Source organism: Aquimarina megaterium XH134, from assembly GCF_000520975.1.
In the GTDB taxonomy this organism is placed as follows: Bacteria; Bacteroidota; Bacteroidia; order Flavobacteriales; family Flavobacteriaceae; genus Aquimarina; species Aquimarina megaterium.
In genome coordinates, this window is record NZ_JACB01000118.1 from 1 (window position 1) to 1,252 (window position 1,252).

At 38.3% G+C, this 1,252-nt stretch carries 1 protein-coding gene; it reads left to right on the plus strand.

The features are described 5' to 3' along the window. Positions 1-1,252 (plus strand): Calx-beta domain-containing protein (locus Z053_RS29550; protein ID WP_035097194.1); only part of this gene is annotated, 1,252 nt, incomplete at both ends.

Here is a 1,252-nt window from a genome sequence, read left to right on the forward strand (position 1 = left end):
ATTGATATTGCTGCCGCAGGAGCAGAAATTACATCCTCAGATTTTACCTTAAGTAATAGTACGATTACTATTCCTGATGGGATGACCATGGGTACAGTGATTTTTACTATTGTTGATGATACTGTTATAGAAGGCATAGAAACAGCAACATTAACGATTAGCAACCCATCTACAGGTATTACCTTAGGAAGGACTACAACGCAAGATATTGTTATTACAGATAATGATTCAGAATCTATCCCTACAGTAAATCTTTCAGTTTCAGCAAATACAGGTACAGAAGCTGCAGGGACAGTAATAACGGTCATCGCTACTTCTTCGATAACTGTTGTAGGCGCTCAAACTATTGATATCGCTGCTGCAGGAACAGGAATTACACCTTCAGATTTTACCTTAAGTAATAGTACGATTACTATTCCTGATGGGATGACCACAGGTACAGTGACTTTTACTATTGTTGATGATACTGCTGTAGAAGGTACAGAAACAGCAACATTAACGATTAGCAATCCATCTACAGGTATTACTCTAGGAAGGACTACAACGCAAGATATTGTTATTACGGATAATGATTCAGCACCTATCCCTACGGTAAATCTTTCAGTTTCAGCAAATACAGGTACAGAAGCAGCAGGGACAGTAATAACGGTCATCGCTACTTCTTCGATAACTGTTGTAGGCGCTCAAACTATTGATATCGCTGCTGCAGGAACAGGAATTACACCTTCAGATTTTACCTTAAGTAATAGTACGATTACTATTCCTGATGGGATGACCACAGGTACAGTGACTTTTACTATTGTTGATGATACTGCTGTAGAAGGTGCAGAAACGGCAACATTAACGATTAGCAACCCGTCTACAGGTATTACTTTAGGAACAACTACAACGCAAGATATTATTATAGAAGATAATGACGACCTTGTAATATGTACTATAGAAGCAGGAGAAGATGAAGAGATTACAGAAGGGCAGGAGGTGCAATTAAATGCGACTGCTTCTGGTAATGGAAGATTTGTTTGGACACCCTCAACAGGTCTTAGCAATACAGATATTGCAAATCCAATAGCAAACCCAAATCAAACAACAACCTATACTGTTGTTTTTACCAGTGATCAAGGATGTATCGAAGAAGATACAGTCACAGTTTATGTAGAAGCACAAGAAGAAGATCAAACACGATATGGTTTTTCACCAGATGGCGATGGAATCAATGAATATTGGGAGATTTATAACATTGAAAATTACCCAA